A 24,036-nucleotide genomic window follows, 5' to 3' on the forward strand; every position below is an offset into this window, starting at 1 on the left:
AAAAAGGTACCGAGTTTCGGTGCCTTTTTTGTGTGCGGATGGTTAATCTATGTCTTGATACAAATACTATTCAATAGTACTATTAGGCAGAAATGTACAATCCTTGGTGATCTGGGAGGCACACTTTTTAAACAAAAATATTTAAAAAATATGCAAATAGTGTTTCCTTGATTTAATTCTCTGATATACTATAATATAAAAGAGCTGATAATCAATTGAGAATGGATGACGAAGATTTCCAGTCAATTGTGAATAATGAATGGAGGATGAAAGTTAATGTCACAAGTGCCACATTTGAAAATAGAAGATTTAAGGGTTTCGATCGAAGATAAAGAAATCCTCAAAGGTTTTAACCTTGAGATTAAGGGCGGAGAAGTACATGCTATCATGGGACCGAATGGTACAGGGAAGAGTACGCTATCTTCAGCCATCATGGGTCATCCCAAGTATGAAGTAACAGGCGGGTCTGTTACCTTAGACGGGGAAGATGTATTGGAAATGGGAGTAGATGAGCGGGCTCGCAAGGGTCTATTTCTTGCTATGCAGTACCCAAGCGAGATTAGCGGAGTAACGAATGCAGACTTTTTGCGCAGTGCGATCAATGCTCGTCGCGGAGAAGGAAATGAAATCTCCTTAATGAAGTTTATCCGTGAAATGGAAAAGAAAATGAAGACTCTTGAAATGGATGAATCATTCAGCCACCGTTACCTCAATGAAGGCTTCTCTGGTGGAGAAAAGAAGAGAAACGAAATTTTGCAGATGTTGATGCTTCAGCCTCGTATCGCCATTCTAGATGAGATTGACTCTGGTTTGGACATCGATGCCTTGAGGATCGTTTCCGAAGGCGTAAATGAGCTATTAAGCCCTGAGGTAGGCGTTCTTGTGATTACTCACTACCAGCGCTTGTTGAACTATATTAAGCCTGATTTTGTCCATGTTATGATGCAAGGACGCATTGTGAAATCGGGTGGTCCTGAGCTAGCTGAACGTTTAGAAGCTGAGGGATATGACTGGATTAAAGAAGAGCTGGGAATTGTAGACGAAACAGTTGGCGCTGAAGCGTAGAGGGGGTGCTGACATGAGTGTAGATACTAAATTGCGATTTGACCGTGAAACCATCACCCAATTTTCCCAGCAATCCGGTGAACCGGAATGGATGATGAACCTTCGCCTTCAAGGATTTGAGCAATACGGAAGCTTGGCGCTTCCTAAGTTAGAAAAAACAAAACTAGATAAGTGGAATGTAGACGGTTTTGTTCCTTTCCAGACGCATGAGGCCGTAACGGACGTAAAGCAATTACCTGAAGAGATTCAGGCTCTGTTGGTCCAAGAAGAAGGTCAGCCGCGTGCGATTCTTGTACAGCATGATGCATCTGTTGTTTTTACCTATATCCCTGAGGAGCTAACAGCACAAGGCGTGGTGTTCGGATCCTTACAAGCGGCCTTAAGCACGCACGGCGAACTGATTCAAAAGCACTTCATGCAAAAAGACAGCAAAGTGGATTCGCACAAGCTATCTGCCTTGCACACCGCCGTATGGAGCGGAGGAGTGTTCCTCTATGTGCCTAAGAATGTGGAAGCTAAGATCCCCGTTCAAGCCGTCTACTATACAAGCGGGAAAAATGCAGGATTATTCCCTCATGTGACGATTATTGCTGAAACTCACAGCTCTGTGTCGTATACTGATACGTATGTGAACCTTGCCGACACGGAGGGAGTACACAATGGAGTAGCGGAAGTTCACGTTAAGCCGGGAGCGAAAGTAAGATATACGTCTGTTCGTACCTTCGAGCAGTCCGTCACGGACTTTATTTTCCGCCACGCTACCGTTGAACAAGATGGCCGTATGGAATGGGTTCTAGGAGAAATGAATGACAGTGACACCGTCACACAGAATACTACCCATTTACTTGGTAATGGATCTACTGTAGACTCCAAACTTGTAACGATTGGTTCAGGAACACAAAAAGAAAATGTCGTATCCAAGGTCGTACACACAGGTAAGCATTCCGACAGTCAGCTTCTTGTAAAGGGAGTATTAAAGGACGAGGCTACCGCTATTCTTAATGGGCTTACCTTTATCGAAAAGGGAGCCACAAAGTCTAATGGGGAACAGGCCGAGAATGTGCTGATGCTAAGTCCGAAGTCTCGTGGGGATGCTAATCCTATTCTACTTATTGACGAAGATGATGTTAAAGCAGGCCATGCCGCAAGTGCAGGCCAGATCAATCCACTGCAGATCTTCTACTTGATGTCACGCGGATTGACGAAGGCGGAAGCTCAGCGCTTGATCATCAATGGATTCGTGGCGCCAGTAGTAGATGAGATTACAGAGTCGGGTGTTAAAGACCTTTTGGAAAGGACAATTGAGAGGAAAGTGTCCCGATGAATATTAAAGAGATCAAGTCCCAGTTTCCTATCTTAAATCAAGAAATCAATGGACATCCCTTGGTGTACTTGGATAGTGCGGCGACTTCTCAAAAACCCATTGCAGTTATCGAAGCGATTGAAGACTACTATCGCAGATATAATTCTAACGTGCATCGCGGTGTCCATACCTTAGGAACCTGGGCGACTGATGCCTACGAAGGCGCGAGGGAAAAAGTCAAAAAGTTCATTAACGCCAAAGAAGCGGCAGAGATTATTTTCACCCGCGGAACGACCACGGCGCTTAATATCGTAGCTCAAAGCTATGCACGTGAATTCCTAAAGGATGGCGATGAAATCGTCATTACCTTTATGGAGCACCACAGTAATCTCATTCCTTGGCAACAGGCAGCCAAGAGAACAGGTGCAACCTTGAAATATCTTCCGCTTCAGCCGGATGGAACCGTTAAGCTAGAAGATGTGGAAGCGACTATTACACCGCAAACAAAATTAGTTTCCATCGCTTATGTATCGAATGTTATGGGAACCATTCATCCCATCAAGCAAATTGCAGAGATCGCCCATCGCAACGGCGCGGTGATCTGTGTGGACGCAGCTCAGGCAGCACCGCATATCAAAATTGATGTGCGCGATCTGGACTGTGATTTCTTAGCCCTTTCCGGCCATAAGATGGCAGCTCCAACAGGGATTGGAGCGTTGTACGGTAAACGTGACCTTCTAGAGAAGATGACTCCGTATGAGTTTGGTGGAGAAATGATCGACTTTGTAGAATTATACGATTCCACATGGAAAGAGCTTCCTTGGAAATTTGAAGGTGGAACTCCGATCATCGCTGGTGCCGTGGGGTTAGGCGCAGCCATCGACTTCCTGCAGCAAATTGGAATGGATGAAATCGAGCGTCATGAAAAACAACTGGTTGGCTATGCGATGGAACAATTGCGCGGGATTGAGGGGTTGACCATTTTTGGACCCGAGGAACGAAGCGGGCTGGTTACCTTTAATTTGGACGATGTCCATCCGCATGATGTGGCTACGGTTTTAGATGCAGAGGGAATTGCTGTACGCGCGGGTCATCACTGTGCTCAGCCATTGATGAGATGGCTGAATGTAACGGCAACCGCAAGAGCAAGCTTCTACATCTACAATTCCGAAGAAGATATTGACGCTCTGGTGAAAGGTTTAAAAAAGACAAAGGAGTATTTTGGCAATGTCTTCCTTGGATGATTTATACCGTCGCGTAATTATGGATCACTATCAGAATCCTCGTAATAAAGGACAGTTGGAGAATGACGGATCGGTTACCATAAACCTAAATAATCCAACCTGTGGGGACCGTATCCAGCTTCAGATGAAGGTGGATAATGGGATCATACAGGATGTCAAGTTTACAGGAGAAGGCTGCTCCATTAGCATGTCATCTGCATCCATGATGACCCAAGCGATTAAAGGAGCCACGCTGGAAGAAGCACTCAAGCTAGCTGATATTTTTTCCGCCTTGATGAAGGGGGAAGAAATTGAAGAGGATGATTTGGATTTAGGGGACATTGAAGCTCTTCAGGGAGTAGCGAAGTTTCCAGCTCGGATCAAGTGTGCCACGCTGGCATGGAAAGCCTTGCAGCAAGGAGCAAGCGAAGTAAAGTAATTGCCGTCTAGGCAAGGAAATATAAGGAGGGAGAATTATGGCTAAAAAACAACCTGAGTTGTCGGAATACCAATATGGGTTTCACGATAAGGACGTTTCCGTATTCCGTACCAAAAAAGGTTTGACAAAGGAAATTGTAGAGGAAATCTCCCGCATTAAGAGCGAGCCGGAGTGGATGCTCGAATTCCGTTTGAAGGCACTTGACATTTTCTATAGCATGCCAATGCCGGAATGGGGCGGCGAACTAAAGGACTTGGATTTCGAATCCATTACCTACTACGTTAAGCCTTCCGAGAAGCAAGGAAAAACGTGGGAAGAGGTTCCTGCAGAGATTAAGGCTACGTTCGATAAGCTTGGAATTCCTGAAGCGGAACAGAAATTCCTCGCCGGGGTATCTGCCCAATATGAATCCGAGGTTGTTTACCATAACATGCAGGAAGACCTTGAGGCACTAGGCATTCTTTTCACTGACATGGATTCCGCGGTTCGCGAGCATCCGGAGATTGTGAAAGAGTATTTCGGTACGGTCATTCCTTCTACGGACAATAAGTTTGCTGCATTAAACAGCGCGGTATGGTCAGGTGGAAGCTTTATCTATGTACCACCGGGAGTCAAGTGCGAGCAGCCATTGCAAGCTTATTTCCGCATTAACTCGGAAAACATGGGACAGTTTGAGCGCACTTTGATCATCGCGGATGAAGACAGTTTTGTGCATTACGTAGAGGGCTGTACGGCTCCGATTTACTCCACGGATTCTCTTCACAGTGCGGTGGTTGAGATTATCGTGAAGAAAGGTGCTCGATGTCGTTACACCACGATCCAGAACTGGTCAGCCAACGTATACAACTTGGTTACCAAGCGTGCGATCGCACATGAAGATGCGACCATGGAATGGATCGATGGAAATATCGGAAGTAAGCTGACCATGAAGTATCCAGCGGTTGTCATGGTAGGACCAAGAGCCAAGGGTGTGGTTATTTCCATCGCTGTAGCGGGTAAGGGTCAGCACCAGCACGCAGGAGCCAAAATGACCCATCTTGCTCCGGATTGCTCTTCCACCATTGTTTCCAAGAGCTTGAGTAAGCATGGCGGAAAAGTAACGTATATGGGATTATCGCGTTTCGGACGAAATTCTGCGGGATCTAAGTCCAACATTAAATGTGATACGATTATCCTAGATGAGATCTCTACATCTGATACGATCCCGTTTAACGAAGTATTAAACGATCAGGTTACCTTAGAGCACGAAGCTACCGTCTCTAAAGTAAGTGAAGATCAATTGTTCTACTTGATGAGCCGTGGCTTGACCGAGGAAGAAGCGACTCAAATGATCGTTATGGGCTTTATTGAGCCTTTCACTAAAGAACTGCCAATGGAATATGCCGTTGAGATGAACCGTCTCATTAAGTTCGAGATGGAAGGTAGTATCGGGTAACTTTGAATACGTGTCTGCTGTGACTTTACACCTTTGTGTGAAGTCGCTCGGACACGTATTTTTTTTTGCCCCCCATTGCCACACATGGGATAATTATCATCCAACCAAAAGAATATAAGCATCAATCATACCGCATACTAAATTTTGTGTTCCTATTATTAGCCAATGTATAGGAGGGGTTAACGATATGACTCAGTTTCCGAAGGAATATTGGCGAGAGAATATTTATGAAAGGGAGCACCGAATCCAACAACAAAAGGTGGAATATGTGATGAGCAGAACAGAAGAAATAGCAAAAGAGGAAATTGCTGAAGAACTGACACCACTAAGAACACAACTAGACCAGATGCAACAAGCTCTTAGTCAACTCAAAACTACTCCACAACAAAGCGGTGTACAAAATCAACAACAGACCAATCAACTTATGCAGCAAATGAACCAATTTGGAAACCAAGTCCAGAGCCAACAACAGCAGGTATTCCAACAGTTACAACAGTCCATTCAACAAGCTGCCCAAATATTGAACCAAGCCAACCAAGGTATTCAATCTGTCCAGATGCTTACTCAAATGAATCAAATGATTTCTCAATCTCAGCAGCAATTACAAAATGTTGGTCAGCAACAACAGCAACAACAAATGTACCAACAAACGTTGCAATAGGAAACAAAGGGTTACGCAGCATCATAGCGTAACCCTTTTATGTGATAGGATGCTATTTATGGCGAGAAAACAGTTAGGAAGTTGACTTTATAGACTTTTATATATATATTATTTTGTAATATTACCCCTCCAATAACTAAGTTTGAGATTGAAAGATAGGTCAAAATCCCGGAACACTTTCCGGGATTTTTCCTCTATATGAAGAAGAAGGTTTCTTAATAACTAAATATCTAGTATTATGAATATTAAGTATACGTGCTTTTGGGGTTTGGATGACAGAAAGGGGAGAGGGTGTTGACATCAGAAAAGCTCCACATCTTGCATACAAACGATATACACAGTCATTTTCAACAAATGCCGTACATAGCTGGAGGAATCCGTAAGTTAAAAAAGGAATGCGAAGATAAAGGGGAAGCCGTTGTTATTGTGGATCTAGGCGACCATGCAGATCGTATGAGTCCTCTAACGGAAGGAACCTGGGGACAGGCCAATGTTCGAGTCATGAATGCCACAGGCTACGAGCTTGCCTCCATAGGCAACAATGAAGGACTAACCTTCCCTAAGAGCAAGCTCCTCTCTTTCTATAATGAGGCCGACTTTCAAGTTCTGTGTGCTAATGTAACCGACGCAGACACACAAGAGATTCCTCCTTTTATGAAGCCCTATGTAATCAAGACTGTAGGGAATATCAAGGTAGGATGGATTAGTGCGACCGCCGCTTTTCCGGTTTACGGATTATTGGGATGGAACGTCCATGACCCTCTCCAAACGATTCAACAGCTTGTCCAAGCCTTACGGAAACAAGTTGATATTGTGGTAGTGCTGTCCCACACGGGGTTCAACAGTGATCAACGACTGGCCCAAGAGGTGAGGGGAATCGACCTGATTATCGGAGCCCATACCCATGATTTGCTAGAAACGGGGATCCGAGTTAAGGATACCTTCATTATTCAGGCAGGGAAGTTTGGACAATATCTAGGTCACACCACCATTCAATTCGAAAAGAAAACCCGTCAGATTATAAACATTAAAGGAAACTGTCTTCCCGTCCATACCTTTGACCCAGCCCCGGATATTGAGGAACTAATCGAGCAGCAACAGCAAATTGCCCATGAGGTGCTTTCCCCTTCAATTACGACGTTGGATCATGATTTTCCGATTGATTGGAACTCGGAATCCCCTTTAGGAAACTTATTGGCTGAAGGAATCCGAGATTGGGTAGGGTCAGACATCAGTATGGTGAACGCAGGCCAGCTCCTTTTCTCATTGCCTAAAGGAGCCGTAACCCGCAAAGACCTTCTTGCCCTATGCCCCCACCCGATCAACCCCTGTCGGCTTGAAATTAAGGGGCGGCATATCCGGGGGATTTTGGAAGAGTCTCTGACGGAAAAAAGCATCCATCGCCAAATTCGTGGGCTAGGGTTTAGAGGGAAGGTGCTGGGATGGCTTTGTGTGGATGGGATGACTTTGCACTATGACTTAAATAAAGTCGAAGGTGCCCGCCTTGGGCAAGTCTTCATCCATAATCAGCCGCTAGACGAAGAAAAGACCTATTCTGTGGGCACAATAGATATGTTTACGTTCGGATTTATTTTCCCGCAATTTAGGGAAGCTGAGCATATTGATTATTTTCTTCCCGAATTTATTCGAGATGTTCTAGCCAAAGAGCTTCAAAGCCATGATGCTCTGAAACGAAGCAGCAAGCCTAGATGGATCCATGCGTAGGAGGTGAAGGAATGAAATTTATCGACGACCTGTATAATCTTTATCGCGACCACTTAACCGGTGATGACGAGGATGCAATTGCTATTGTCTTAGGGGTGTTACAAGAGCAGGACCGAGGCGATATGCTCAAGCTTATTAAAGACATGGACGAAGAAGAAATCTTCCAGATGCTAAGCATGTTTATGATCGAATTAATGAGACAGAAAATGGCAAATGAAGGTGTTGGAAGCAGCACTTTGGATACCGATCCGACACGAGACACCTTCCATTAGGTGCACCACTTCTCTCTATAGGGCATATGATACTTTGAGATCATGTTCATTTAGGGAGGTAGCAAACGGTGATAGACGTAAAACCGATCACCCTTGAAGGACATCAGGTTGTGGCCATATCCGTATTCTTGCCAAAAACAACTTTGCTGGTTGTTACCACTGATAAAGGCTATATCATGTGTGGAGCTTTGGACGTCGCCTTGCTTAACGAAAAGCTCAGCGACCGCCACATTATCGCCGGCCGTGCTCTGGGTGTCAGAACCATTGAGCAGCTTTTGGACGCACCACTTGAATCCGTGACTAAGACGGCAGAAGCAATGGGAATTACCGCAGGCATGACCGGAAGAGATGCTATCTTGAAGATGGTATAGGCATAGATAAAGGAAACAAGCGTGTCAGGGAGCTGACACGCTTTTTCTTGTGGGAGCCTTACTTCCTCGCATCATTGTTTTGGCGCTGAATTCCAGCGTCTGCCTGGCGATCCAATTGATCTTGGATTTGTCCAATGGAGTTTTTGCGTTGAGGCTTATCGTTAGGTTGTTTGCGGTCAGGCATGGTTTGATCCCTCCTTATGGTTTGACTTTATTAAGATCCGGAGAAGGGAGGGGTTTTATGACTGGGTGATTATTCCCCAGCAGCATATATTTCCCTCCTATGAGTTTTTCTCCATTTTCACTTCCTCTGTAAACCGATTCCCGCGTTGGAAAAGAGGAAGAATAAGGGTAAGAGCCGTTAAAATCATAAGCGTTCCCGCAATGGGATGATTCCATAATGAAGCAACAAAGGCATTTAAGGATCCGTCATTAGACATGGAAAGGAACCGGCGCAAATTAGATTCCATCAATGGTCCCAATATCAAGGCCAAGACGAGCGGAGAGCGCGGAATTTCCAATTTAGAAAAAACGAAGCCCAATATGGCAAACACCAGCATCGTCTTAATGTCAAAGAAGTTATTTTGAATCGCAAAGGTCCCCAAAAAGCACAGCGCAAGTATGGCTGTATTCAGAATGGGAAAAGGGACTAGCAGCAATTTCGAAAAATACCGGGCGCCACCAAGCCCAATCACCAATAAAAAGAGATTCGCCACAACCATGCCGATGAAGATGGCCGAAACGATATCAAAATTCTGCTGAAAAAGCAAAGGACCTGGAACTAATCCATGAATCATGAATGCCCCTATAAGTATGGCGGTAACAGCGTCACCAGGTATGCCTAGAGAGAGCAGGGTAATCATGGCTCCCCCAGTACAGGCATTATTGGCGGACTCAGCGGCAGCAATCCCTTCTATTGATCCTTTGCCTAGCTTGTCGGGGTCGTTAGAAAATCTCTTCTGCTGAGCATAAGAAACGATGGATGCGATGGTTCCGCCTGCTCCGGGTATCGCACCGATAATGACGCCAACGATGCTGGACCGTGATATGTTAAGCCAGAGCTTCTTCATGTCCATCCAAGTGGGAAGGACGCGTCTAACCTGAAGGTCCAAAACTTGGACCTCCTTGTTTCCAGGTTTGAATTTGCTTTCTGTATTTAAGAGAATCTCCGTTATTCCATACAAGCCGATCATCGCGGATACAAACTGAATGCCTGAAAATAAATTGATTTCCCCAAACGTAAAGCGCGAAACGGAGGTCATGGGATCGGCCCCTATCGTCGCGATGAGGAGACCAATGGAACCGGCGATTAATCCCTTAATCATGGAACCGGGCGCAATATAAGCCATGATGCTGATCCCAAACAAGGCAATCATAAACATTTCAATGGATGTGAATTTTAAGGCAAAGTCAGCTACCACTGGAGCGAGAAAGGCTAGGGCAACGACACTGAGCAATCCACCCAGTGCGGAAGCCACTGTAGAAATGCCAATGGCTCGCCCAGCTTGGCCTTTTTTGGCCAAAGGATAGGCATCGAGAGCCGTCATGACGGCTGAAGGAGTACCTGGTATATTCATGAGTGTTGCGGATAATGATCCTCCATATACCGCTCCAAGGTATACACCAATTAACATCAGGATGCCGGCTGATGGAGACATCCCATAAGTCAATGGAATTAATATCGAAACCCCCATCATGGCTGACAGACCGGGCAGCGCGCCTGTCACAATTCCAAGCAGGGTACCTAAAAAAATGAAAAGGAGCACTTTCATATCAAAGACCAGCGATAATCCTGCCGTATATAAACTCAGGTCCACTTTTGTCACTCCTTTAGTACAAGAATCCTTTAGGATAAGGTACTCCGAATATAATGAAAAAAACCAAGTAAAGCACACAGGTGATACCAATGCTGTAATAGCCAGCTGTCGATTTTTTGCTTCCGTAAAGCAGCATAGAAAGGAACAAAAAGAGAACGGTGCCAATGGCGAAACCAATGTACTCAAAAAGTACTGCATAGAATACCAGCAAGAGAAGAAGGGTTGCCACTTTTGCTACGTGATGTTCGCGAAAAGGAATTCGGAATTGCAGCCTGAAATTTTTCCTCTTGAGTGTCTGAATTAATAGGATCACGCCAAGACCAGAGAAAACAAGGCATATGATCTTCGGATAAAGAGCAGGGTCGTGGGCAAATCCCCCAGAGGGCTTGGCGAAGGTGTTCGAGTACCAATAGGCTGAGAGTCCAATGAGGATGCTCGAAATGGCAGTCACTAAATCTTTCATCGTTATGCTCCTTCCTAAGTTGAAGTAGCCCTATTATTCTACTCCCAGCTCTTTCATTAAAATGGCGTAGGTTTCGGCTTCTTTTTCTACAAATTGAGTAAACTCGCTATGATCTCGGTATTTCGCCGGCATTCCTTGCGCTTTCAGGAACTCTTGGAATTCGATCGATTCCATGGCCGCTTTTACGGCATTATCCAAAATGGTTAGCTTTTCTGCCTCAACTCCAGACTTTGTAAAGATACCTCTCCATACAGGGAAAGCGGAGTCGATCCCGGCTTCTTTCGCGGTTGGGATATCAGGAAACAGCAGATGGCGCTCTTGGCTTTGTATGGCGAGAATCTTCAATTTGCCGCTGTCTACAAGCGGCTTCACTTCGCTTGGGCTATTGGCTGAAACATCGACTTCCCCTGCTGCAAGAGCAGTGGACATTTGCGCTCCACCTTCCAGATAAGGAACATATTGAAATTCAATTCCGGCATTTTTCGCAAAAGTGGCAGCGGAAAGATGCCACAGGGCTCCTTTACCGTTCATTGCCATTTTTAATTTTCCAGGATTTTGCTTGGCATAATCGACGAGCTCTTGCAAGGTATTGAATGGGGCATTGGCATTGACGGTTATCGCTGAAGAATCTTCCACCACTTGGGCTACAGGTTGATAATTCTTCATTTCGATCTCTTTTTTACCGCTATAAGGCATAAGGATAAGGGTTTGCGAATTGAAATAAAGCTTTTGTCCATCTGCCTGACCTGTAGCTAGTTCTACCGCTGCCACAGCTCCGCCGGAAGCCGGCTTGTTTTCTGGAATCACCTTCACTTTTAGTTCTTTTTCTAATCCTGGAATCAAACCGCGGACACTCAAGTCATTAGCGCCTCCAGGGCCATTGGGAATGAGGAACGTAATATCTCCTTTCGGAAAGTCTACTTTCTTCGCTTGTGGTTCTGCATTTGTAGGCTGCTGCGGAGTGGAAGCCTTTTCATTGCTTGCCGTGCCGCAGCCCATCAGCATGAGAGTAGACATAGCAACAACGGCTAAACAACTTGTGAATTTTTTCATATTGATTCCTCCTTATAATTTAAATTCAATTCGATTATAGATTATCGATAGTTATTAGTAAATATAAAATTTAAAATTTTCATGTTTATATAATTTACAAGAAAAAAATTTAAAATTTTTGACACTTTTTTAAAAAGGTGATACTATTAATTTATAGATTATCGATAATCAATAAATAGTAGTAAATTTGAAAGGGTGATGTTAATGAACATTTTAGTATGTATAAAGCAAACCTTTGATACGGAAGAAAAACTTGATTTAAGGAATGGGATGATCGAAGACGACAACGTTCGATGGATCGTGAATCCGTATGATGAATATGCCATTGAAGAAGCTCTTTCCATTAGGGAAGAAAAAGGCGGAGAAGTTACAGTCTTGACGATTGGCCCGGAACGGGCAGAGGCAGCGCTGCGAAATGCGTTAGCAATGGGGGCTGATCGTGCCGTACTCATTGATGGCGTAGAAGCAGCTGATGAGTCAACTTATGCGAAGGTCATTGCTGGGTATGCACGGGATAAAGGCTATGATTGCATCCTGACAGGAAATCAATCCATAGATAATGGTGCTGGACAAGTAGGGGTGCGACTAGCGGAAGAACTGGATATCCCTCACGTTACCTCCATCGTGGCTTTGAGAGTAGAGGAAGAGAAAGTGCTTCTTGATCGCGATGTAGAAGGGGAACTGTATAAAATCGAAACCTCTTTCCCGCTGCTTGTATCTTGCCAGCAAGGGTTGAATGAACCTCGATACCCATCCTTGCCCAATATCATGAAAGCGAAAAAGAAACCGCTAGAGAGGATCCATCTATCGGAATTGGATAACCTGAAGGACTATGCCCCTAAAGTGACGGTAATTAATCGTTATTTGCCTGCTAAGCGGCAGGCCTGTGTCAAGATACAGGATGAGCCTAAGAATGCCAGTTCAAAATTAGTAAAATTACTCTTTGAAGAAGCCAAAATCATCTAGGGCAGGGGGAAAATAGGATGAAGAGAAATATCTTAGTTTTCGCAGAAATGAAAAGTTCGCAATTAAGGAATGTTTCTTTAGAAGCGGTTGCCGCAGCAAAGCAAGTATCAGGCGGCGGGAAGGTCGTCGCGGCCATAATCGGGAAAGGATCCAGCCAACATGCCGAGATTCTAGCCAAGTATGGCGCGGATCAAATCTATGTCATAGAGAATGATAAATTGACCGAATATCATCCCGATTTATATCTAGAAGCTTATACTCAGCTCATTCGAGAAATCGATCCGGACGTCGTTATCCTTGGACACACGGGAAATGGAAGAGATATCGCCCCGCGGGTAGCTGCTAAACTAGATTACGGCTTAGTGAGTGATTGCATCAAGGTGACCCTCGACGATGAGAATCAAATGGTTTTAACCCGTCCTGTCTATTCCGGAAAAATGTTCGAAGAAGTTAAGTTTACGGACCAAAAAGCATTTGTTACCATTCGACCTAACAATATTGCTCCTGTCTTGCAAGCAGGACTTGGGGAAATCATTCCTTATACTATTCAACAGGAAGTGCCGCTTAGGAGCGTCATTAAGGAAATTGTCAGGAAGGCATCCGGGGCGGTTGATTTGTCTGAAGCGAAGGTGATTGTCGCTGGAGGGCGAGGGGTGAAAGGGGAAGAGGGATTCAAGTTATTGCAGGAATTTGCTAAGGTATTGAATGGGGCAGTGGGTGCCTCGCGTGGCGCTTGTGATGCTGAATATTGTGATTATTCTTTGCAGATTGGCCAAACGGGGAAAGTGGTCACTCCTGAGCTTTATATTGCATGCGGCATATCCGGAGCCATCCAGCATGTGGCGGGCATGTCTAATTCCAAGGTGATTGTAGCGATCAATAAAGATCCAGAGGCACCTATATTTGATATTGCAGATTATGGCATTGTGGGAGATCTGTTTGAGATCGTTCCCTTGCTAACGGAGGAATTCTCTAAAGTTTTAATGAGTTCTGCGAAGTAAATGAAAAGCCGATTTTCCTGTTAAGGAGAATTGGCTTTTTTTCTTCGTGCTTTTACAGCAAGAAAATATTAAGAATGATCTAAATTGTAATTGTGATTGTCATCATCTTACTGCCCGCCACATTCATCTTAGTGATTAAATAAGAAAGGAAAGCCATCCCACAAAGTGGAATCAAGCTCTCCTTTCTCATTGTCTTTCAGATATTGGACTGGGTTTCATTTGTGCTGTCTCTATCATTTTCCGATTCCATAAAAAGCAGCCTTTGCTTTTTTTCGTAATTGACATGATCATGGAAGGCTTGGATGCATGCCTGCACATCACGGTCTTTAAACGCCTGCAGGATAGGAAAGTGTATATTCGCCACTTCCCCTAATTCAGTAAAATACATTTGGCTTGTCAGATACCAGATTCGATTTAGTTTCGAGGATAACGTCTCCCAAACTTGATACATGAAGCTGTGGTTAGCCATTTTGTAGATTTGTGTGTGAAAATTGACGTCTGCTGTTCTTAGAGAGTCCAAGTCATTTTCTTGGCCTGACTTCACCATTTCTTGATAGAAGTTCTCCAGGCTCTCCACATCAGCAGGTGAGGTTCGAGCCATGGCCCTTCTGATGGCCATTTCCTCCATCATGATGCGGAAAGAATAGAGTTCATCAATCTCATCGATGGAAATGTTAGAGACAAACGTGCCTTTGTAGCGATGACTCACCACTAACCCTTCTTCAGCTAGTTTCAGCAAGGCTTCTCTCACCGGGGCTTGGCTGACTCCGAATTCCCTAGCCACATCCAGTTCGACGATGCGATCTCCTGGCCGGCGTTCCCCCTTAATGATGTCATCCCGCAGCGTCTCATAAATTTGTTGAGACAATGATTTGTTGTAGAGTTTCATTATATCCTCCTATATATAGTCGCAACGATTATCGATAATGTATATTATAGCACAGTAAATATCAGAACGGTTCATTAGTCATAATTCTGTATCTGTTATGGAGGCGTCGTTCGACGTCTCCGTAACCTTATCACGCTCAAGTCTTAAAGATCAAATCACCTAAAAAATTCGGGCAAGAACAGCGAGATCTGCGGGACGAGAATGATGACCGCTAAAGCAAAAATCATCGCGGCGACAAATGGGATGATCGCTATGGATATTCTTTCGATCGGTATCCCGGAGATCCCTGAAGCTACAAATAAGTTTATGCCCACTGGGGGTGTCAGCAAGCCGATTTCAGCAGCGACGATCAGAATAATGCCAAAATGAATAGGGTTTACTCCAAGCTCGGTTACAACCGGTAAAAATAAAGGAGTTAGGATAATCAGAATGGACAGCGTTTCCATAAAGGTTCCGATTATTAATACTAGTACACCTATTAGTAGAAGCAACAGGGTTTTATTGTCCGTGATCCCAACAATAAAGCCAGCGATCGCATCAGGGATATGGTACATCTTGATGAGTTTACCAAATGCGGAAGCTGTACCTAATATAATGAGCACAGCGCCGCTGATCGTGGAGGTAGAAATTAAGGCTTGTTTGAGCTGTGGCCATCTTAGTTCTTTATAAACTAGCGTTCCGATAATGAAAGCATACAATACGGCAATGACAGCTGATTCTGTCGGGGTAAAGATCCCGCCATAGATCCCTCCCAAAATAATGAAGGGGGCAAATATCGCCCATTTGGCCTCCAATAAGGTGCGCATGACTTCATTCCAACTTATCTTCTCATTGCTCCCTTGGTATCCATTCCGTTTAGAAATGACGATTGCTGTAGCTACAAGGAATCCAAAGGCTACAAACCCTGGAGCAAATCCCGCCAGGAACATATCACTCACAGACGCATTGGCAATGATGGCGTAGATAATCATGGGAATGGAGGGGGGAATGAGAATGCCGAGCCCTCCTCCTGAGGCCGATACAGCGGCCGAAAATTCTTTGTTATAGCCTTTGGCCACCATCGCAGGAAACATAATGGACCCAATAGCAGCTACGGTTGCCGGAGACGATCCGGATAAGGCTGCAAAAAACAAGCAAGCCACTAAGGTTACTAAGGCTAATCCGCCTGTGAAACTGTGCATGAGAGAGTTCGCGAAATCGATAAGCCGGCGGGATAAGCCCCCCGTTTCCATTAAAGCCCCTGCCAAAATGAAAAAGGGTATGGCCATCAGGGCAAAGGAGTCCAGAGACGTGAAGGCATTTTGGACTAAAAATGCCGGCGGGATTCCTGCAACAGCGATGGAAGCGATCACCGCTATCCCGATGGAAATGGCGATTGGGATGCTTAAAAAGATACAAGTGACTAAGGTAACACCAAGAATTAAACCGGCCGCCATAGATTAAATCTCCCCGATCTGTTGATTTTTATCTAGCATGATGTTTTTGGGCAATTCTTTTGAAAAAAGAAGTGGAAGCGCTTTACATATTTGCTGCAAGATTCGGATGGACATCAAGAGAAATCCGATAGGGACAATGGAATAGATGTATCCCATGTTTAAGCCAATTGCAGCTGAAGTTTGGGTCGTATTTAAGATTTGGGTAACCATGTCAGCGCCATGGAAAATCATGTACCCATTAAATCCTAGCCAGCATAGGAGCGCGAATAAATCTACGAGTTTACTTAAGAAAGGGGGCAATACAAACTTCAGTGCTTCCACGCGGATATGCCGATTGTACTTGGCCGCCAATGAAATGGAGATATAAATCAACCAAATAAAGATAAAGCGGGCTAATTCCTCAGACCAGTCAAGAGACATATTCAGAAGGAATCGAGAAGCGACTTGGGTCAAGATCAGTAAAACCATGAGGGACAGCAAAAGCATACACACATATTCTTCAAAGTGCATATTGAGTTTCTTTAGAACGTTCACAGTCTTCCACCTCCAATAATTTCTTATGAAATATCTAGCAAGCAAATTATATATTATCGATTACCGATTTGTAAACAATAAAAAAGATTTTGACAAATATTAATTGAGGTGTTATGGTTTATATAGATTATCGATAACCGATAAAATTAACTTAGAAAGGGATGACCAAAAGCAAGAAATAATAAAGATGAAAAGCTCATTTATTAAAAGGGGGTAAAGTAAATTGAAAAAATTCGTTTCGTTCTTATTATCAGGCATTCTTATGGCAGGTACCCTAGCGGCATGTTCTAGCTCGAACCAAACTACTACCCCTTCAGCAAGTGAGCAAAAAAATGAACCTGCGGCAACAGATGCGAAGCAGCCTGCAAAAGTCTTGAAAATCGGTTCGGTAAATAATGATAAGCATACCTTATTCCAGGGATATTCCAAGTTTAAGGAAATCGTCGAAGCGAAAAGCAATGGAAGCATTAAAGTTGAAATCTACCATAGCGGTGTATTGGGCGATGACAGATCCATGATTGAAGGTTTGCAGTTAGGCACACTTGAGGCTGTAGGCGTTTCCACTTCGATGCTAGGAAACTGGTCCAAGCCCATGCTGGCCTATGATCTCCCATTTGCTTTCCCGAGCGAGGAAGTGGCAGACAAAGTACTCGATGGGCCATATGGGCAAAAAGCAGGTCAGGAGCTTGAAAAGCAAGGACTCATTTTAGTTTCTTATATGGAAAACGGATTCAGGCATCTGACCAACAATAAAAGAGAAGTGAAAAGTGTGGCAGATGTCGCGGGGTTAAAAATCCGTACCATGCAAACGCCGCTGCATCTCTCAACCTGGAAAGCCTTAGGGGCTAATCCTACGCCAATGGCATACACAGAGCTGTTCACAGCCATGCAGCAGGGGGTAGTGGACGGTCAGGAAAATCCATACGGCAATATGGCGTTGGATAAATTCTATGAGGTTCAAAAATACTTAACGAAAACAGGCCATGTTTATAATCCAATGGGATTTGTCCTCTCCAAGAAGTTCATGGACCAACTGTCTGAAGAAGAAAGAAACATGATCAAAGAAGCAGGGATTGAAGCTTCCAAGCATCAGCGTCAACTGAACCGCGATCGAAATCAAGAATATTTAAAAACGCTTACAGACAGTGGTATGGCCATCACGGAACTTACCCCGGAAAGCTATCAGGAGTTCCTTGATAAAGTGCAAGTAGTGTATCAGGAAAATGTCAAAGAGATAGGTCAGGAATCGGTAGATGAATTCATCGCTGAGGTCAATAAGAATAAATAACAATAAAAATATGAAAATATGAAAATATGAAATCGGAGGAGATCGCATATGAACTTGCTGCTAGATACATTTGAATTCGGGTTGCATACCCAAATCCACTATGGAATAGGACGATTGAACGAGCTGGGTGCCATCTTGAAAAACTATGACCTTGACCGCGTACTTATTTGCACAGATCCTGGCATTGCTCAATCGGGTGTTTTGGAAAAGGTTGAGGGAATCTTACAGAAAAGCGAAATTCAATATACCGTTTTTAAAGAGGTCGAGCCTGACCCGACGCTAGAAGTCATAGGCAAGGTAAAGCAATTGTTTTTAGATCATCAGTGCCAAGCTTTAATTGGCCTCGGGGGCGGAAGCTCCATCGATACGGCGAAAGGCGCATCGGCGGCAGTGGCCAATCCGGGTGACTTGGGCCAATATGAAGGGAAAAATAAATTGCCAAACCGCGGCCCGGATATCATTGCTATCCCGACAACGGCTGGAACGGGATCTGAGGTTACCCATGCAACCGTATTAAAGGATACGCAGCGTCAATATAAGATGGGGATTCTCAGTCAGCACTTGCATCCGAAAGCGGCGATTCTTGACCCGGAGCTTTTGACCACCTTGCCAAGAGGGCTAGCTGCCATTACCGGCATGGACGCGTTGAGCCACGCCATCGAGTCCTATACTTCGAATCAAGCCCAGCCGATTACCGAAGCACTAGGTTTGCATGCCATCCGCCTGATCGGAAAGAATCTTCGTCCTTTTGTTGCCAGAAGAACGGATATTGAAGCCGCCTCTCAGATGATGCTGGCTAGCACGATTGCAGGAGCTGCGTTTATCTGGGGTAGAGTTGCAGCCGTGCATGCATTGTCCCATCCACTTGGAGGACGTTACAAGATTCCCCATGGGCTAGCCAATTCCATCTTGTTGCCGGTCGTCATGGAATTCAACGTAAGTTCAAATTTTGAAAAATTTAAGGAAATCGCAATATTGCTAGGGGAGGATGTCAGCGGATTAAGTCTCAGAGACGCGGCATACCGTTCGGTTACAGCCGTGAAGAATCTGGTAGAGGACCTTGAAATCCATGCTACTCTGAGTGCAAATAACGTGAAACTATCACCTGAAGAATTGCAAGTGGTAGCGCAAGAAGCCTTCGACAGCGGGATTGCACTGGCGAATCCGAAAGCAGTTTCCGTTCAAGACTTGAAAAAAATACTAGAAAAAGCGTTATAAGAGGAGAGAAAAGGCGATGGCGAACAATCTTCCAATTAAAATTCAAAATTACATTGATGGCAGTTGGGTTCCTTCATCTAATAGCAACACCTTTTCGAGGGAAAATCCGGCCAATCCGGAACAAATCGTATTTGTAGCCCCCAATTCAACATCTGAAGATACGAACCGTGCGGTGGAAGCTGCTCACGCAGCTTTTGCCCCATGGTCACGGACACCCGCACCGGTTCGCGGGGATCTCCTCTATAAGTTTACAGCCCTGCTGGAAGCGGAAAAAGAGGAAATTGCCAGCATTATCACGCAGGAGCAAGGAAAAACGCGCAGGGAAGCTTTAGGAGAAATTGATAAGACGATCCGTGAAGTACGCTATACGGCGGGAGAAGCATCGCGTTTAAATGGCGAGACGCTGCCAAGCGAAAGACCCGGAATTGATGTTCGCACGGTGAGGGTACCAAAAGGCGTCATTGCTGCCATCTCACCCTGGAACTTCCCCATTGTGACGCCATTAAGAAAAATTGCGCCGGCACTGGCTACGGGAAATACGGTTGTATTCAAGCCCGCAAGCGTGACCGCAGCTACAGCAGCAAAGATCGTTGAGCTGTTTGAAAAAGCAGGCTTGCCGAAAGGCGTCCTGAATCTCGTGATTGGTTCCGGTCGTGAAGTGGGTACTCCTTTAATCAGTCATCCTCTCGTCAAAGGAATTACCTTTACCGGCTCTACAGAAGTAGGATCCATGATTTATCGGCTGGCGGCGGAAAGGATCGTGCAAGTTCAGCTGGAAATGGGCGGAAAGAATGCAGCCATCATCTACGATTACAAAGATCTCCAAAGTGCCGTAGATCAAATGGTTCCTGCCGCTTTTGCCGCTACAGGCCAAAGATGCACCTCCATCAGCCGAATTATCGTAGAGCGACCTTTAATGCCGGAGCTGGTTGCCAGATTGAAAGATAAATGCCAAGCCTACGTCATCGGGGACGGCTTAGAGGATCAAACCACGCTTGGGCCGGTCATTTCAGAAGATCATATGAAAACGGTGGAACGCTACGTCAAGATCGGACTCGAAGAAGGGGCTACCCTGGTATGCGGCGGAAATCGGGTGGATAGCGCGAGCGGAGGATATTTCTTCGAGCCTACCATATTCAGCAACGTGAAGTCTGATATGAGAATCGCCAAGGAAGAGATTTTCGGCCCGGTCTTAGTGGTGACCCCTGTGGATCAGTTTGAAGAAGCCATCCAAATCGCCAATGACTCGGAATACGGCTTGGCAGGAGCTTGCTTTACAAACAATATGGAGCTGGCTCAGCAATTTGTGGAACAAGTCCAATCCGGCATGCTGCATGTCAACAACGGAACGATCAGCGAATCGCATGTCCCATTCGGCGGGCTTAAGCATTCCGCGGTTGGACCCTACTCGATCGGAACGACAGCCAAAGATTTCTTTACTGATTTGAAAGTGATTTATTCGGGATCTAGATAAAACATGAGGAGGCAGACAAGATGGTATTAACAGAGGTCAATCAATCATGGAAAGACGTAGCTCGCGATTTCGCGTCCCGCAAATTGAAGATGGGAACGCATTGGCTGGAGGGAGAAGATTTTTGGTCCAATGCCCGTTTATTGGCTGATCATGGATTTTTGGGCGTAACGCTTCCGGAAGAATATGGCGGCATGAATCTGTCCCTCTTTGACGCGCTGCTTATGATCGAAGAGCTTTGCAAAGTGTGTCCGACAAGCGGGCGGCAGGTTTACCATACGAGCATCGGGATCGCTTCTTTCATTAATCATTTAGGTACAGAAGAGCAAAAGCGGAAATACCTTCCGCAAATTATCTCAGGGCGCTTGTATGTCGGGTTGGGTATGAGCGAGCCAGATGCGGGAAGCGCAGCGACCGATATTACGACAACGGCTAAAGAGGAAGGAGATCACTATCGCTTAAACGGGTCCAAGATCTGGGTCAGTGAAGCGCATTTGGCAGACGTGTTTGTTGTGTATGCCCGATTCGGCAATACAGGAAAGCCATCCGATATCGGAGCCATCCTGGTAGAACGCGGAACGCCAGGCTTTACCGTGGGAGTGCCGGAAGAAAACATGAGCGGTGAGTTCCAATCTGCCCTTTACTTTGATGATGCCATCGTACCGAAAGAAAATCTGTTGACAAATCGTGATGCGTTTAAAGCTCTGATGGGAGTGTATAACGGCGTGCGCTTGGGGTTTGCGGCCCAGACGCTGGGGATTGCCCAAGCGGCTTTTGACAGAACGATTCAATACGTAAAAGAGCGGAAGCAATTCGGTAAAGAAATTTGCGAGTTCCAAGGGGTCCAATGGATGATTGCCGACATGTACATGCAGCTGGAAGCGGCAAGGACGCTCTTGTACCGCGCAGGAAGTGCAACAGCCAACAATAAGCCGGATAAGAATGCCGCGAGTGTGGCTAAAGTGTTTGTCGCCGAAGCGGCAAAGAAAATCACGGATGATTGCATCCAGCTTCATGGGGGATACGGTTTCTCTACGCAATATCCGCTAGAGTGGTATTATCGCTGTGCCCGGGCTGCATCGATTGCGGGCGGCACGGTTCAGGTTCACCGGACGATGCTGGCTTCAAGTATTCTTGAGAAAAAATTCGACCAAAGGAGGTAGAGACGATGAGCAAAGTACTAGATTCAGTTCAGCAGCGAGCATTGATAGAACAACTGGCCCAATACGATACAGCGATTGTCTCCGATTGCTTCAAGGATAATAGCCATGCCATGGATGCGGGGATCAAGCCCTTGGCGCCGCATCAGAAAGTGTGCGGCCCAGCCTTTACGGTTCTTTGCCCTCCGCGCGATAACCTGACGCTCCATTTGGCTGTGTCCAAAGCCCAGCCCGGTGAGGTTCTGGTCGCGTCCATGAGCAGCCATTATGAGGGAGGGGCATGGGGCGAAATCTTGACCATTGCCGCGCTTCAACAAGGGATCGCTGGATTAGTCATCGACGGAAGTGTAAGAGACACCCAGCCGATTATCGGAATGAATTTCCCTGTATTAACGAGAGGCATCTCCATTAAAGGGACGGACAAAAAGAACCCGGGGAAGCTGGGAGCTTCCATCAACGTGGGTGGAGTAACCGTAAATCCTGGGGATATCATCCTGGGTGATGCAGATGGCGTGGTCGTGATTCCTAGCGAGCGCCTGGAGGAAATTGTCGCCAAGGCGGAGGAAAAAGTGAAGGCTGAAAAAGAGATTATTAAGCAGCTTCATCAAGGGAAGATGACGGTGGATATGTTTGATCTTCGAAAATACGACGCATAGGAAAGGTGCTGTCTTTATGATACAGTCGACTGAAACATCCAAAGTGATGACCGCTGAAGAAGCGGTTCGGAAGATTCCTAATGGTGCCACGATTACCATTGGGGGACTCATTTCCGTCCTTTGCCCGGAAAAAGTCCTTGAGGAGCTGGAAAAGCGATATGCGGCTACATCAGAGCCTAAAGATTTAACGGTCGTAACGCCAGTTCGGGTAGGATGGAGTCCAAAGGAAAGCACCGGGCTGGAGCATGTGGCCCAATCCGGCATGCTCAAACGTCTAATTAGCGGGAGTTTCAATGTAAAGGAAAGTCCTAGACTGACTCAAATGATTCGGAACAATGAAATAGAAGCCTATGGCTTTTCCATGGGGACCATCTTTCATTGGATCCGGGCAACGGCTGCAGGGGAATCCGGATTAGTAACCAAAGTAGGACTTCATACGTATGTGGATCCCCGGTATGATGGGGGACGATTGAACGCCCAAACCAAGGAAGACGTAGTGAAGATCATCGAAATCAATGGGGAAGAGCATTTGTTCTATAAGTCGCTGCCGATCAATGTAGCGATCATCCGCGGCACAACGGCCGACGAGAACGGCAATATTACGCTTGAGGATGAACCGGTAACCCTCAGCGGACTGGAGATGGCCATGGCGGCCAAAGCCAATGGAGGCTATGTGATTGCCCAAGTCAAGCGAGTGGTGGCGAATAACTCCTTGCATCCTCGCGATGTGGCGATCCCAGGGATGCTTGTCGATGCCGTAGTCATTGACCCGAACCAAAAGCAGAGTCTACTGGATACGGAGGATCCCAGTTGGACGGGAGAGATCAAGATTCCTACGCTGCAAGCCTACAAGAGGCTTCCGTTGGATTCCAAAAAGGTCATTCTGAGAAGAGCAGCAAAAGAACTCAAGGCACGGGATGTAGTCAACTTAGGGGTAGGCATTCCGGTTGGATTACCGCAATTAGCCATTGAAGAAGGGTTCTTTAATGACATCACGTTCTCCTTGGAACATGGTGCTGTCGGTGGTATACCTATGGGCGAAGAAGTATTCGGAGCCCATATCAACCCATCTTCTATTGTTACTTCACCTCAAGTCTTTGATTTCTATCATTGCGGTGGATTATCCGCTACATTGCTGGGATTCGCGCAGATTGATAGACAAGGCAATGTCAACGTGAGTATGTTTAATGGCGTATTCCGCGGTTCAGGGGGATTTATTGACATCACCCACAGTACGAAGAAAATCTTATTCTGCGGTACTCTGACTAGCGGCGGGTTAGGGGTTTCGATTAGCGATGGCCGACTGAATATCCAAACGGAAGGCAAGCACAAGAAATTGATCCAGGAGGTAGAGCAGCTCACCTTTAATGCAAAGGTTGCCATTGAGAAAGGGCAAGAGGTGCTTTATATCACAGAGCGGGCGGTTTTCCGTCTTGAAGCGGACGGGTTAACCCTAACAGAATATGCTCCCGGTGTGGATATCGAGAAGGATATCCTTCCCCACATTGACTTCAAGGTGAGAATTTCTCCCGATGTAAAGGAAATGGACGCTGACTTGTTTATGGAATAAAGCACGCCCACACTAGAAAA

At 45.6% G+C, this 24,036-nt stretch carries 24 protein-coding genes; 17 read left to right on the plus strand and 7 right to left on the minus strand.

Annotated features, from left to right (window positions below; genetic code table 11):
* Positions 1 to 276 precede the first annotated feature (276 nt).
* The 9 genes from sufC (at position 277) to EIZ58_RS26365 (ending at position 8,494) form a co-directional block, all read left to right on the plus strand.
* A complete protein-coding gene (gene sufC, locus EIZ58_RS26325) occupies positions 277 to 1,065 on the plus strand; it encodes a Fe-S cluster assembly ATPase SufC (RefSeq protein ID WP_134703959.1) in 789 nt (262 codons plus the stop codon).
* Between the two features lie 13 nt (positions 1,066 to 1,078).
* Positions 1,079 to 2,389, plus strand: coding sequence for a Fe-S cluster assembly protein SufD (gene sufD / locus EIZ58_RS26330; RefSeq protein ID WP_134703960.1), 1,311 nt, complete (start codon positions 1,079 to 1,081; stop codon positions 2,387 to 2,389).
* A complete protein-coding gene (locus EIZ58_RS26335; RefSeq protein WP_134703961.1) occupies positions 2,386 to 3,612 on the plus strand; it encodes a cysteine desulfurase in 1,227 nt (408 codons plus the stop codon). Before sufD ends, EIZ58_RS26335 begins: the two co-directional genes overlap by 4 nt.
* The gene (gene sufU / locus EIZ58_RS26340; protein ID WP_305034160.1) at positions 3,596 to 4,030 is read left to right on the plus strand and encodes a Fe-S cluster assembly sulfur transfer protein SufU; all 435 of its coding nucleotides are present in this window, start codon (positions 3,596 to 3,598) and stop codon (positions 4,028 to 4,030) included. The genes EIZ58_RS26335 and sufU overlap by 17 nt, the downstream gene beginning before the upstream one ends.
* 37 nt (positions 4,031 to 4,067) lie before the next feature.
* The gene (gene sufB / locus EIZ58_RS26345; protein WP_134703963.1) at positions 4,068 to 5,465 is read left to right on the plus strand and encodes a Fe-S cluster assembly protein SufB; all 1,398 of its coding nucleotides are present in this window, start codon (positions 4,068 to 4,070) and stop codon (positions 5,463 to 5,465) included.
* Between the two features lie 187 nt (positions 5,466 to 5,652).
* Positions 5,653 to 6,126 carry a hypothetical protein gene (locus EIZ58_RS26350; protein WP_134703964.1) on the plus strand — a complete coding sequence of 158 codons (474 nt, stop codon included), beginning with the start codon at positions 5,653 to 5,655 and terminating at the stop codon, positions 6,124 to 6,126.
* 294 nt (positions 6,127 to 6,420) lie between these two features.
* Positions 6,421 to 7,851, plus strand: coding sequence for a bifunctional metallophosphatase/5'-nucleotidase (locus tag EIZ58_RS26355; RefSeq protein ID WP_134703965.1), 1,431 nt, complete (start codon positions 6,421 to 6,423; stop codon positions 7,849 to 7,851).
* Positions 7,852 to 7,862: 11 nt separating this feature from the next.
* On the plus strand, positions 7,863 to 8,123 hold the full coding sequence (locus EIZ58_RS26360) for a DUF6154 family protein (protein ID WP_134703966.1): 261 nt from the start codon (positions 7,863 to 7,865) through the stop codon (positions 8,121 to 8,123).
* A 68-nt stretch (positions 8,124 to 8,191) separates the two neighbouring features.
* Positions 8,192 to 8,494 carry a YunC family protein gene (locus EIZ58_RS26365; RefSeq protein WP_134703967.1) on the plus strand — a complete coding sequence of 101 codons (303 nt, stop codon included), beginning with the start codon at positions 8,192 to 8,194 and terminating at the stop codon, positions 8,492 to 8,494.
* A gap of 58 nt (positions 8,495 to 8,552) precedes the next feature.
* Here the strand turns inward: EIZ58_RS26365 and EIZ58_RS34950 are convergent, their stop codons facing one another.
* From EIZ58_RS34950 to EIZ58_RS26380, 4 genes are all read right to left on the minus strand, one after another.
* The gene (locus tag EIZ58_RS34950) at positions 8,553 to 8,678 is read right to left on the minus strand and encodes a hypothetical protein (RefSeq protein ID WP_255438425.1); all 126 of its coding nucleotides are present in this window, start codon (positions 8,676 to 8,678) and stop codon (positions 8,553 to 8,555) included.
* A 97-nt stretch (positions 8,679 to 8,775) separates the two neighbouring features.
* The gene (locus tag EIZ58_RS26370; RefSeq protein ID WP_134703968.1) at positions 8,776 to 10,311 is read right to left on the minus strand and encodes a tripartite tricarboxylate transporter permease; all 1,536 of its coding nucleotides are present in this window, start codon (positions 10,309 to 10,311) and stop codon (positions 8,776 to 8,778) included.
* A gap of 13 nt (positions 10,312 to 10,324) precedes the next feature.
* Positions 10,325 to 10,774, minus strand: a complete 450-nt coding sequence (locus tag EIZ58_RS26375) for a tripartite tricarboxylate transporter TctB family protein (protein WP_134703969.1) — start codon at positions 10,772 to 10,774, stop codon at positions 10,325 to 10,327.
* 33 nt (positions 10,775 to 10,807) lie between these two features.
* The gene (locus EIZ58_RS26380; RefSeq protein ID WP_134703970.1) at positions 10,808 to 11,827 is read right to left on the minus strand and encodes a tripartite tricarboxylate transporter substrate binding protein; all 1,020 of its coding nucleotides are present in this window, start codon (positions 11,825 to 11,827) and stop codon (positions 10,808 to 10,810) included.
* Between the two features lie 204 nt (positions 11,828 to 12,031).
* Between EIZ58_RS26380 and EIZ58_RS26385 the strand changes: the two genes are divergently transcribed.
* Both EIZ58_RS26385 and EIZ58_RS26390 read left to right on the plus strand, forming a co-directional pair.
* Positions 12,032 to 12,793, plus strand: coding sequence for an electron transfer flavoprotein subunit beta/FixA family protein (locus EIZ58_RS26385; protein ID WP_134703971.1), 762 nt, complete (start codon positions 12,032 to 12,034; stop codon positions 12,791 to 12,793).
* A 17-nt stretch (positions 12,794 to 12,810) separates the two neighbouring features.
* A complete protein-coding gene (locus EIZ58_RS26390; RefSeq protein ID WP_134703972.1) occupies positions 12,811 to 13,794 on the plus strand; it encodes an electron transfer flavoprotein subunit alpha/FixB family protein in 984 nt (327 codons plus the stop codon).
* A 196-nt stretch (positions 13,795 to 13,990) separates the two neighbouring features.
* Here EIZ58_RS26390 and EIZ58_RS26395 read toward each other — a convergent pair whose 3' ends face one another.
* From EIZ58_RS26395 to EIZ58_RS26405, 3 genes are all read right to left on the minus strand, one after another.
* Positions 13,991 to 14,683, minus strand: a complete 693-nt coding sequence (locus EIZ58_RS26395) for a GntR family transcriptional regulator (RefSeq protein ID WP_134703973.1) — start codon at positions 14,681 to 14,683, stop codon at positions 13,991 to 13,993.
* 155 nt (positions 14,684 to 14,838) lie between these two features.
* Complete coding sequence (locus EIZ58_RS26400) at positions 14,839 to 16,119, minus strand: TRAP transporter large permease (protein WP_134703974.1); 1,281 nt, start codon at positions 16,117 to 16,119, stop codon at positions 14,839 to 14,841.
* Positions 16,120 to 16,122: 3 nt separating this feature from the next.
* A complete protein-coding gene (locus EIZ58_RS26405; protein WP_134703975.1) occupies positions 16,123 to 16,653 on the minus strand; it encodes a TRAP transporter small permease in 531 nt (176 codons plus the stop codon).
* A 223-nt stretch (positions 16,654 to 16,876) separates the two neighbouring features.
* Between EIZ58_RS26405 and EIZ58_RS26410 the strand changes: the two genes are divergently transcribed.
* The 6 genes from EIZ58_RS26410 to EIZ58_RS26435 are packed head-to-tail and all read left to right on the plus strand — an operon-like array spanning position 16,877 to position 24,016.
* Entirely contained in the window at positions 16,877 to 17,941 is a 1,065-nt protein-coding gene (locus EIZ58_RS26410) for a TRAP transporter substrate-binding protein (protein ID WP_134703976.1), read from the plus strand.
* A 48-nt stretch (positions 17,942 to 17,989) separates the two neighbouring features.
* Entirely contained in the window at positions 17,990 to 19,159 is a 1,170-nt protein-coding gene (locus EIZ58_RS26415; protein WP_134703977.1) for an iron-containing alcohol dehydrogenase, read from the plus strand.
* A gap of 16 nt (positions 19,160 to 19,175) precedes the next feature.
* Positions 19,176 to 20,633 carry an aldehyde dehydrogenase family protein gene (locus tag EIZ58_RS26420; RefSeq protein ID WP_134703978.1) on the plus strand — a complete coding sequence of 486 codons (1,458 nt, stop codon included), beginning with the start codon at positions 19,176 to 19,178 and terminating at the stop codon, positions 20,631 to 20,633.
* 20 nt (positions 20,634 to 20,653) lie between these two features.
* Complete coding sequence (locus EIZ58_RS26425; RefSeq protein ID WP_134703979.1) at positions 20,654 to 21,793, plus strand: acyl-CoA dehydrogenase family protein; 1,140 nt, start codon at positions 20,654 to 20,656, stop codon at positions 21,791 to 21,793.
* A gap of 5 nt (positions 21,794 to 21,798) precedes the next feature.
* Positions 21,799 to 22,446, plus strand: a complete 648-nt coding sequence (locus EIZ58_RS26430; protein ID WP_134703980.1) for an RraA family protein — start codon at positions 21,799 to 21,801, stop codon at positions 22,444 to 22,446.
* Positions 22,447 to 22,462: 16 nt separating this feature from the next.
* Entirely contained in the window at positions 22,463 to 24,016 is a 1,554-nt protein-coding gene (locus tag EIZ58_RS26435) for an acyl CoA:acetate/3-ketoacid CoA transferase (protein WP_134703981.1), read from the plus strand.
* Positions 24,017 to 24,036: the final 20 nt, after the last annotated feature.

Origin of the sequence: Ammoniphilus sp. YIM 78166, assembly GCF_004522215.1 — a bacterium.
Lineage (GTDB): Bacteria > Bacillota > Bacilli > Aneurinibacillales > RAOX-1 > YIM-78166.

What these genes read in the sequence shown, in the direction of transcription:
- EIZ58_RS26375 (WP_134703969.1), bottom strand. Translation starts at nt 10,774, where the DNA reads ATGAAAGATTTAGTGACTGCCATTTCGAGCATCCTCATTGGACTCTCA.
- sufC (WP_134703959.1), top strand. Translation starts at nt 277, where the DNA reads ATGTCACAAGTGCCACATTTGAAAATAGAAGATTTAAGGGTTTCGATC.
- EIZ58_RS26425 (WP_134703979.1), top strand. Translation starts at nt 20,654, where the DNA reads ATGGTATTAACAGAGGTCAATCAATCATGGAAAGACGTAGCTCGCGAT.
- EIZ58_RS26420 (WP_134703978.1), top strand. Translation starts at nt 19,176, where the DNA reads ATGGCGAACAATCTTCCAATTAAAATTCAAAATTACATTGATGGCAGT.
- EIZ58_RS26430 (WP_134703980.1), top strand. Translation starts at nt 21,799, where the DNA reads ATGAGCAAAGTACTAGATTCAGTTCAGCAGCGAGCATTGATAGAACAA.
- sufU (WP_305034160.1), top strand. Translation starts at nt 3,596, where the DNA reads ATGTCTTCCTTGGATGATTTATACCGTCGCGTAATTATGGATCACTAT.
- EIZ58_RS26360 (WP_134703966.1), top strand. Translation starts at nt 7,863, where the DNA reads ATGAAATTTATCGACGACCTGTATAATCTTTATCGCGACCACTTAACC.
- EIZ58_RS34950 (WP_255438425.1), bottom strand. Translation starts at nt 8,678, where the DNA reads ATGCCTGACCGCAAACAACCTAACGATAAGCCTCAACGCAAAAACTCC.
- sufB (WP_134703963.1), top strand. Translation starts at nt 4,068, where the DNA reads ATGGCTAAAAAACAACCTGAGTTGTCGGAATACCAATATGGGTTTCAC.
- EIZ58_RS26335 (WP_134703961.1), top strand. Translation starts at nt 2,386, where the DNA reads ATGAATATTAAAGAGATCAAGTCCCAGTTTCCTATCTTAAATCAAGAA.
- EIZ58_RS26400 (WP_134703974.1), bottom strand. Translation starts at nt 16,119, where the DNA reads ATGGCGGCCGGTTTAATTCTTGGTGTTACCTTAGTCACTTGTATCTTT.
- EIZ58_RS26395 (WP_134703973.1), bottom strand. Translation starts at nt 14,683, where the DNA reads ATGAAACTCTACAACAAATCATTGTCTCAACAAATTTATGAGACGCTG.
- sufD (WP_134703960.1), top strand. Translation starts at nt 1,079, where the DNA reads ATGAGTGTAGATACTAAATTGCGATTTGACCGTGAAACCATCACCCAA.
- EIZ58_RS26350 (WP_134703964.1), top strand. Translation starts at nt 5,653, where the DNA reads ATGACTCAGTTTCCGAAGGAATATTGGCGAGAGAATATTTATGAAAGG.
- EIZ58_RS26415 (WP_134703977.1), top strand. Translation starts at nt 17,990, where the DNA reads ATGAACTTGCTGCTAGATACATTTGAATTCGGGTTGCATACCCAAATC.
- EIZ58_RS26385 (WP_134703971.1), top strand. Translation starts at nt 12,032, where the DNA reads ATGAACATTTTAGTATGTATAAAGCAAACCTTTGATACGGAAGAAAAA.
- EIZ58_RS26380 (WP_134703970.1), bottom strand. Translation starts at nt 11,827, where the DNA reads ATGAAAAAATTCACAAGTTGTTTAGCCGTTGTTGCTATGTCTACTCTC.
- EIZ58_RS26390 (WP_134703972.1), top strand. Translation starts at nt 12,811, where the DNA reads ATGAAGAGAAATATCTTAGTTTTCGCAGAAATGAAAAGTTCGCAATTA.
- EIZ58_RS26435 (WP_134703981.1), top strand. Translation starts at nt 22,463, where the DNA reads ATGATACAGTCGACTGAAACATCCAAAGTGATGACCGCTGAAGAAGCG.